This is a genomic window from Pseudomonas sp. 18.1.10 (genome assembly GCF_024655625.1).
In the GTDB taxonomy this organism is placed as follows: Bacteria; Pseudomonadota; Gammaproteobacteria; order Pseudomonadales; family Pseudomonadaceae; genus Aquipseudomonas.
Genome location: NZ_JANLGL010000221.1, coordinates 1 through 8,880, shown reverse-complemented (window position 1 = coordinate 8,880; position 8,880 = coordinate 1). Strand labels below are relative to the sequence as shown.

Annotated in this window: 5 protein-coding genes; all 5 read left to right on the top strand. The window is 65.0% G+C overall.

What is annotated here, in order from left to right; translation table 11 throughout:
• The first annotated feature begins 406 nt into the window (after positions 1-406).
• From glgA to NUV89_RS24955, 5 genes are read left to right on the top strand one after another with little or no spacing between them, the layout of a single operon-like run.
• Positions 407-1,960, top strand: coding sequence for a glycogen synthase GlgA (glgA, locus tag NUV89_RS24975; protein ID WP_257783421.1), 1,554 nt, complete (start codon positions 407-409; stop codon positions 1,958-1,960).
• A 19-nt stretch (positions 1,961-1,979) separates the two neighbouring features.
• Positions 1,980-3,725: a malto-oligosyltrehalose trehalohydrolase gene (gene treZ, locus NUV89_RS24970; RefSeq protein WP_257783420.1), complete on the top strand. Its 1,746-nt coding sequence runs from the start codon at positions 1,980-1,982 to the stop codon at positions 3,723-3,725.
• The gene (gene malQ / locus NUV89_RS24965) at positions 3,722-5,806 is read left to right on the top strand and encodes a 4-alpha-glucanotransferase (RefSeq protein ID WP_257783419.1); all 2,085 of its coding nucleotides are present in this window, start codon (positions 3,722-3,724) and stop codon (positions 5,804-5,806) included. The genes treZ and malQ overlap by 4 nt, the downstream gene beginning before the upstream one ends.
• Positions 5,803-8,532, top strand: coding sequence for a malto-oligosyltrehalose synthase (locus NUV89_RS24960; RefSeq protein ID WP_257783418.1), 2,730 nt, complete (start codon positions 5,803-5,805; stop codon positions 8,530-8,532). Before malQ ends, NUV89_RS24960 begins: the two co-directional genes overlap by 4 nt.
• Positions 8,533-8,556: 24 nt before the next feature.
• Positions 8,557-8,796, top strand: coding sequence for a DUF2934 domain-containing protein (locus NUV89_RS24955; RefSeq protein ID WP_257783417.1), 240 nt, complete (start codon positions 8,557-8,559; stop codon positions 8,794-8,796).
• Positions 8,797-8,880: the final 84 nt, after the last annotated feature.

The window sequence follows — 8,880 nt, the reverse complement described above, 5'->3', positions numbered from 1 at the left end:
CCAAAAATCTTGGGAGCGCTGCGCACTCCAGCGGGAGCAAGCTCCCTCGCCACAGAACAGGCTTTTTCAAGGCTGCATAAGGTTAAACGTTTTTTGTCCTACAAAAATCCCTCACAAACCCTACAGGCTCTAGGATCTGTCCTAGACTCATGACCGATGGGTCCGTTCGAAAACAAAAACCCCGCAAAAAATCGAAACTTTCCAACTCTGCCGTAGGTCCAGTTTTAAGGTAAGGCGAACGCACGCGGTTCACACCAAACGCCCGTCTATCCAATCTTTTCGAACTAAATGTGCATCTGGCATACGCCTTGCCAGTTTGTACCGTGCTTGTGCGCCTGACCGCAGGAAGCGGTCATCGGAGCTAATGGCAGCGGGCCATTAGCCAACCAACATGTGGGAGAGAACTATGATCAGTGCCGCTGTAGATCTTCAGGGAGAGCGTGTCAGTCAGCCGGTAGAGGGATCTTCATTGATCGATCTGCCAGCCACTTCGCGGCCGGTCATGAGCCAGAACCCCAATCGCAAGAAAGTCCTGTTCGTCACCTCCGAATTCGCCGACCTGGTGAAAACCGGCGGCCTGGGCGACGTCTCCGCCGCCCTGCCCCGCGCCATGGCCCATCTGCATGATGTGCGCGTGTTGATCCCCGGTTACCCGCAGGTGATGGAAAGCGACAACCCGATTCATATCGTCGGCGAGCTGGGTGGCCACGCCGCGCTGCCACCGTGCAAGATCGGGCGCATGGACCTCAAGGATGGCCTGGTCATCTATGTGCTGATCTGCCCCGAGCTGTACGAGCGCGAAGGCACGCCCTACGGCGCCAACAACGGCCGCGACTGGCCGGATAACCATATCCGCTTCGCCCGCCTCGGCCTGGCCGCCGCCGACATGGCCGCCAACCTCGCCCAGATCCACTGGTGCCCGGACCTGGTGCACGCCCACGACTGGCCCGCTGGCCTGGCCCCGGCGTATATGCACTGGCGTGGGTCACGCACGCCAACCCTGTTCACCATCCATAACCTGGCCTATCAAGGCGTGGTCAGCCTGGCCTCGACGCCGGAGCTGGGCATTCCACCCCACGCCTTGCAACAGGAAGGCATGGAGTTCTACGGCAAGATGTCGTTCCTCAAGGCCGGCATGGCGTATTCCAGCCATATCACCACGGTGAGCGCGACCTACGCCCAGGAAATCACCACCCCCGAATTCGGCTGCGGCCTTGATGGCTTCCTCGCCAGCAAGACCCAGCAAGGCCTGCTCAGCGGTATACCCAACGGCATCGATGAAAGTTGGGAAACCTCCACCGACAGCCACCTGACCCACAACTTCAATATCGGCGACTGGGACGGCAAGGCGATCAACGCGGCTCATGTGCGCAACCTGTTCGGCCTGCACGACTCCAGCGGCCCGCTGTTTGCCGTGGTCTCGCGCCTGGTCTATCAGAAAGGCCTCGACCTCACCGAAGCCGTTGCCAGCTTTATCGTCGAAAATGGCGGCCAGATCGCGATTATCGGCCGTGGCGAACCGGAAGAAGAGCAAGCCATGCGCGAACTGGCCCTGCGCTTTCCCGGCCAGGTCGGCGTGCGCATCGGCTTTAACGAAACCGACGCCCGGCGCATGTTCGCCGGCAGCGATTTCCTGCTCATGCCGTCGCGCTACGAGCCCTGCGGCCTGAGCCAGATGTACGCGCAGCGCTTCGGCTCGCTGCCGGTGGCACGCAATACCGGCGGGCTGGCGGACACCATCGAGGATGGCGTCACCGGCTTCCTGTTCAATGAGTCCACCGTGGACAGCTACCAGGAAGCCCTGAGCCGCGCGTTCAAGGTCTTCGCCTTCCCGCGCCTGCTCAACGCCATGCGTTGCCGCGCCATGACCCAACCCTTCAACTGGTGCCAGGCGGTGGAACCCTACGCCGACCTGTACGAACAACTGGTGGCCAAGGCCCTGGGGAAATCCGCTAAATAATCACGGGAGGTCTCTATAGATGCCGTCACGGACTCTGGAAACCTGGCCCCACGGCGCAATCATGCTGGACGCGCAACACACGCGTTTTGCCTTGTGGGCGCCAGATGCGTATTACGTCAGCGTTGAACTGGAAAACGGCACGTCCGTCGCCATGCTGCCCCAGGCAGAAGGCTGGTTTGAAAGCGAAATCGCCTGCCCGGCAGGCACCCGCTACCGCTTCAATATCGACGGGGAACGGGATGTCCCCGACCCCGCGTCCCGCGCCCAGGCCTCGGACGTGCATGGCTGGAGCCTGGTGGTCGACCCGCTCGCCTACCCCTGGCGCCACAGCCAGTGGCAAGGCCGGCCGTGGCATGAAGCGGTGATCTACGAGCTGCATGTCGGCGCGCTGGGCGGCTACGCCGGCGTGGAGCAACACCTGCCGCGCCTGGCCGAGCTGGGCGTGACGGCGATTGAACTGATGCCACTCGCGCAGTTTCCCGGCGAGCGCAATTGGGGCTACGACGGCGTGCTGCCCTACGCCCCTCACGCCGCCTACGGCACACCCGAGCAGCTCAAGCACCTGATCGACAGCGCCCACGAACACGGCCTGGCGGTGATCCTCGACGTGGTCTACAACCACTTCGGCCCCGACGGCAATTACCTCGGTCAATACGCCCAGGGCTTCTTTCGCGAAGACGTGCACACCCCCTGGGGCGCGGGCATCGATTTCGCGCGCCGCGAAGTGCGCGACTTCTTCCTCGACAACGCGTTGATGTGGCTGCTGGAATACCGCTTCGACGGCCTGCGCCTGGACGCCGTGCACGCCATCGACAACCCCGGCTTCCTGCAAACCCTCGCCCAGCGCGTGCGCCAGCAAGTGGACATCGGCCGTCACGTCTGGCTGGTGCTGGAAAACGAATTCAACCAGGCCAGCCTGCTGGAGCATGATTTCGATGCGCAGTGGAACGACGACGGCCACAACGCCCTGCACGTGTTGCTCACCGGCGAAACCGACGCCTACTACAGCGACTTCGCCAGCGACACCACGGCCAAACTGGCGCGGTGCCTGGGCGAAGGCTTTATCTACCAGGGCGAGACCACCCGCCACGGCCACACGCGCGGCGAACCCAGCGCCCACCTGCCGCCAAGCGCCTTCGTGTTGTTCTTGCAGAACCACGACCAGATCGGCAACCGCGCCCTCGGCGAGCGCCTGCACCAACTCTGCTCGCCCCAGGCACTGCGCGCCGCGACCGCTCTATTGCTGCTGTCACCGATGATCCCGCTGCTGTTCATGGGCGACGAGGTCAACGCCCGCGAGCCGTTCCTGTTTTTCACCGACCACCACGGCGAACTGGCCGACGCCGTGCGCGAAGGCCGGCGCAACGAGTTTGCCGACTTCGCCGCGTTCCGCGACCCGGCGCTGCGCGAACGCATTCCCGACCCCAACGCCCTGGCGACCTTTGAACAGTCGGCACCGGTATTCGCTGGCGGCGAACACGCGGAGTTCTATCGTCACCTGCTGCGCCTGCGCCATCAGCACCTGGTGCCGCACTTGCCCGGCAGCGTGGCACTGGGCGCGCAGGTACTGGCCGACGGCGCCGTCAGTGCGCGCTGGCGCCTGGGCAATGGCAGCCTGTTGCAGATCGACCTCAACCTCAGCGCCACCGCCCTCGATCATCCCGCATCCACCCACCTGCTATTCGAAACGCCTGCGCACCAAGGCACGCAACTGCCGCCCTACAGCGCACGCGTCACCCTATCCCCTGTTGGAGAGCACCCTTGAGCGAAGCGAACCTGGAAATCCTCGCCAGCCGCGCGGGCCTGGCCGTCGATTGGATCGACGCGAATGGCCGCCCGCAACGTGTACAACCTGACGCCCTGCGTGCGGTTCTCAAAGGCCTGGGTCACCCCGCCGACAGCGACGCCGAGATCGACGCCAGCCTGCGACAACTGGAGCAGGTGCAACAAGACAAACACCTGCCGCCCCTGATGACCATCGACAGCGGCGCGGGCCTCGACCTGGCGCGCTACTTCGAGCCCGACACCCTGTGCCGGGTCAGCCTCGAAGACGGCGAAACCCTGGAGTTGCGCCTGGATGGCGACGCCGTGCTGCCCGGCGTCATCGCCCTCGGCTACCACCAGGTGCATATCGCCGAGCAGACCTTCACCCTCGCCGTCGCGCCCGTTCACTGCTACAGCGTGGCCGACGCCGTGCACAGCCAACCCGCCCGCGCCTGGGGCCTCAGCGCCCAACTCTATGCCCTGCGTCGCCTGGGCGATGGCGGCTTCGGCGATACCCTGGCCCTGGAGCACCTGGCCCGCGCGGCCGCCGAACGCGGGGCCGATGCCTTGGCGATCAGCCCGATGCACGCGATGTTCAGCGCCGACACCGGGCGCTACAGCCCCTATTCACCGTCCAGCCGCTTGTTCCTCAACAGCCTGTACGCCTCGCCCGCCTGCATTCTCGGCGAGCGTGAAGTACGTAACGCGATTGAAGCCAGCGGCCTCACCGAAGAACTGCACTGCCTGGAACAACTCGACCTGATCGACTGGCCCGCCGCCGCCCAGGCCAAGCACCGCCTGCTGCGTGCGCTGTATGAAGACTTCCGCCACGGCCATCACCCGCAGCACGCCGACTTCCTCAGCTTCCGCCAGGCCGGTGGCGAAGCCCTGGAAAACCACTGCCGCTTCGAAGCCGTGCAAACCCTGCGCGCCGCTGCCGGTGAAGACCTCGACTGGCGCCACTGGCCCGAAGCGTGGCGCACCCCGCAAAGCCCGGCACTTGCGCAGTTCGCCGAGGAACACCGCGACGAAATCGGCTATTTCGCCTTCAGCCAATGGCTGATCGCACGCTGCCTGGAACGCGCCCAACAGGCCGCGCGCGGCAGCGGCATGGGCGTCGGTTTGATCGCCGACCTCGCCGTGGGCGCCGACGGCGGCGGCAGCCAGGCCTGGAGCCGCCAGGACGAACTGCTCGCCGACCTCACCGTGGGCGCGCCACCCGACATCCTCAACCGCGCCGGCCAGGGCTGGGGCATTTCCGCGTTCTCCCCCGAAGGCCTCAAGCGCAACGGCTTCCGCGCGTTTATCGAGATGCTGCGCGCCAACTTCGCCCACGCCGGCGGCTTGCGCATCGACCATGTGATGGGCCTGCAACGCCTGTGGGTGATCCCCATGGGCGCCTCGCCCCGTGAAGGCGCGTACCTGTATTACCCGGTGGACGATTTGTTGCGCCTGCTGGCCCTGGAATCCCAGCGCCACCAGGCCATTGTCCTCGGTGAAGACCTCGGCACCGTGCCCGACGGCCTGCGCGAGAAACTCAGCGGCCGCTCAATGCTCGGCATGCGCGTGCTGCTGTTCGAACAAGGCCACGACGGCCAGTTCAAACCCATCCTCGACTGGCCCGACAACGCCCTCGCCACCACCAGCACCCACGACTTGCCCACCCTCAACGGCTGGTGGCACAGCCGCGACATCGAGTGGAATATCCAGCTGGGCCTGATCGACGCCCCCACCGTGGAACAATGGAGCGAACACCGCCTGCGCGAACGCCAGGCGCTGCGCCAGGCCTTGAGCCAGGACCCGCAGAATTTCGTCGATGAGATCCGCAACGACACCGACCACATGATCGACGCCAGCGTGCGCTACCTCGGCCACACCCGGGCGCCGCTGGTGTTGCTGCCGCTGGAGGATGCGCTGGGGGTGGAGGAACAAGCCAACCTGCCGGGCACCCTCGACACCCACCCCAATTGGCGCCGCCGCCTGGCGGGCGAAGCCTCCAGCCTGTTGGACAATGCCGGCGCCGCCCGCCGCCTGGAGCTGTTGGCCGTGGCGCGCAACCAGGCCTACGAGCGTGACCGATGAAACACCTGCCACTACGGGCGACCCAACGCCTGCAATTTCACGCCGGGTTTACCCTGGATGACGCGGTGCCGCTGGTGCCCTACTTCGCCGCGCTGGGCATCAGCCACCTGTATGCCTCGCCACTGCTCAGTGCGCGCGCCGGCTCCATGCATGGCTACGACGTGGTCGACCCGACCCAGGTCAATCCGGAGCTGCGCGGTGAAGCCGCACTGCGCCGTCTGGTGGCGGCGCTGCGGGCCCACGACATGGGGCTGATCCTCGATATCGTGTCCAACCATATGGCCGTCGGCGGCGCGGATAACCCCTGGTGGCTGGACCTGCTGGAATGGGGACGCTTGAGCCCCTACAGCGAATTCTTCGATATCCAGTGGCACTCGCCAGACCCCCTGCTCAAGGGCCAATTGCTCATGCCCTTTCTCGGCAGCGATTACGGCGAAGCCTTGCAGAGCGGCAGCGTGACCTTGCAATTCGATGCGGCCCACGGCGCGTTTTATGTCGCCCATTACGAGCACTGCTTCCCGATCTGCCCACGGGATTACGCCGAGATCCTCGGCACCGGGGTCTTGCTCAAGCCCATGGCCGAACGCTTCAGCGCGCTGGCCGATCAGGACGACGCCTACCACGAGGCCGCGTGGCTCAAGCAGGCATTGGCCGAACGCGCCACCAGCGACGCGGTGCTGCACGCCATCGAGCAGCAACTGGCGAGCTTCGATTTCGAGCGCCTGCATCACCTGCTGGAACAACAAGCCTACCGCCTGGCCAGTTGGCGCACGGCGGCGGACGACATCAACTGGCGACGCTTCTTCGACGTCAATGAATTGGGCGGCCTGCGGGTCGAACGCAGCGCTGTCTTCGAAGCCACCCACGGCAAGATCTTCGAGCTGATCCGCGATGGCCTGGTGGATGGCCTGCGCATCGACCATATCGACGGGCTGGCCGACCCACGGGGCTATTGCCGCAAGCTGCGGCGGCGCGTGGACGCCTTGGCGCCGGGGCGGCACTTGCCGATCTTTGTCGAGAAGATCCTCGGCGAAGGGGAAACCCTGCGCGAAGACTGGCAAGTGGACGGCACCACCGGCTATGAATTCATGAACCAGCTGTCGTTGCTGCAACATCACCCCGACGGCTTCGCCCCGCTGGCCGACCTGTGGAGCCGGCACAGCGAGCGCCCCTCGGCGTTTATCGAGGAAGCGCGGCTGGCCCGCCAGCAAATCCTCAATGGCTCCCTCGGCGGCGACTTTGAAAGCGTGGCCCAAGCGCTGCTGCAAGTGGCCCGCGACGACGTGATGACCCGCGACCTGACTCTCGGCGCGATCCGCCGCGCCTTGCAGGCATTGATCGTGCACTTTCCGGTGTACCGCACCTACATCAGCGCCCGGGGCCGCAGCGCCGCCGATGACAAACTGTTCCAGCAGGCCATGGCCGGCGCCCGCAGCACCTTGGGCGAAGGCGACTGGCCGGTGCTCGAGCACCTGGCCAACTGGCTCGGCGGCCAGCCGTGGCGCGATCGTCCGGTGGGCCGTGAGCGCAAGATCCTCAAGCACGCCTGCGTACGCTTCCAGCAACTGACCTCGCCCGCCGCCGCCAAGGCCGTGGAAGACACCGCGTTCTATCGTTCGGCGGTGCTGCTGTCGCGCAACGATGTGGGCTTCAGCACCGAACAGTTCAGCGCGCCGCTGGCCGACTTCCACGAGGCCAACCAGCAACGTTTGCGCACATTCCCCGACAACCTGCTGGCCACCGCCACCCATGACCACAAACGCGGCGAAGACAGCCGTGCGCGGCTGGCGGTGCTCAGCGAATGCGCGCCGTGGTACGTCGAACAGGTGGAACAGTGGCGCAGCCTGGCCGCTCCGTTGCGCAGTGACGGCAGCCCTTCGGCGGGCGACGAGTTAATCCTCTATCAAGTGCTGCTGGGCAGTTGGCCGCTGGACGCAGACTTCACGGACTATCAACCACGCCTCTGGCAATGGCAGCAAAAAGCCCTGCGCGAAGCCAAGTTGCACAGCAGCTGGAGCGCGCCCAACGAGGCCTACGAGCAAGGCGTCGAAGCCTTCCTCACCCGCTTGCTGCACAGCGATGCCGGCCACGCGTTGCGCACGGCCATTGGCGATGCCGCCGAGGCCATCGCCCGCGCCGGCGCGATCAACGGGCTGGCGCAATCCTTGCTTCGCATCACCGTGCCGGGTGTGCCGGATTTATACCAGGGCGCCGAGTTCTGGGACTTCAGCCTGGTGGACCCGGACAACCGTCGCCCGGTGGACTTCAACGCACGCCAGCAGGCGCTGCAGACCCCACCGGACATCGGCGAACTGTTGTTGCACTGGCGCGACGGGCGCATCAAACAGGCCGTGATCGCCCAGGCATTGGCCTTGCGCAAGGCTCATCCCGAACTGTTTCGCAGCGGCGATTACACGCCATTGGACGTGGTCGGCACGCACGCCGAACGGGTACTTGCCTTTAGCCGCGAGTACCAGGGCAAACACCTGCTGGTGGTGGTGCCGCGCTGGCCCCATCGGCTGCTAGAAAACGGTGTGCAGCCGCACATCGATGCGCAGGTTTGGGGCGATACACGGGTCAAATTACCGTTCGCCGCCACGACACAAAACTGGAAGGGACTTTTCCACACAGGCGCAGTCACACCAAACATGGAGCTGCCACTGAGCACTGCCCTGGGGGATGTCCCGGTCAATGTCTTTATCAATCCTGATGGTCAAGAAAGCTGAAAATTTTCTGTGAGGAGCATTGCGATGAGTACTGAAGACAAACGCATACGGGAACTGGCCCATCAGATCTGGGAGTCGGAAGGCAAACCCCACGGCCAGGACACACGGCACTGGGAGATGGCGCGCAAGTTGGCGGAGGCTGAAGCGTTGACGCCGAGTAAACCGAAGGCGAAGGCGGCTGCCAAGCCGAAAGCGCCGGCCAAAACCGCCGCCAAGCCGCCCGCCGAGAAAAAACCCAAGGCCCCGCGCAAGCCCGCTGGTTGACCGCATTCCCCCTGTGGGAGGGGCTTGTGTGGGAGCGGGCTTGCTCGCGAAGGCTGTGTGTCAGCCACCTCATATATTGGCTGA

Bases quoted from the DNA above. Each gene is read 5' to 3' on its own strand.
- glgA (WP_257783421.1), top strand. From the start codon at position 407: ATGATCAGTGCCGCTGTAGATCTTCAGGGAGAGCGTGTCAGTCAGCCG.
- treZ (WP_257783420.1), top strand. From the start codon at position 1,980: ATGCCGTCACGGACTCTGGAAACCTGGCCCCACGGCGCAATCATGCTG.
- NUV89_RS24960 (WP_257783418.1), top strand. From the start codon at position 5,803: ATGAAACACCTGCCACTACGGGCGACCCAACGCCTGCAATTTCACGCC.
- NUV89_RS24955 (WP_257783417.1), top strand. From the start codon at position 8,557: ATGAGTACTGAAGACAAACGCATACGGGAACTGGCCCATCAGATCTGG.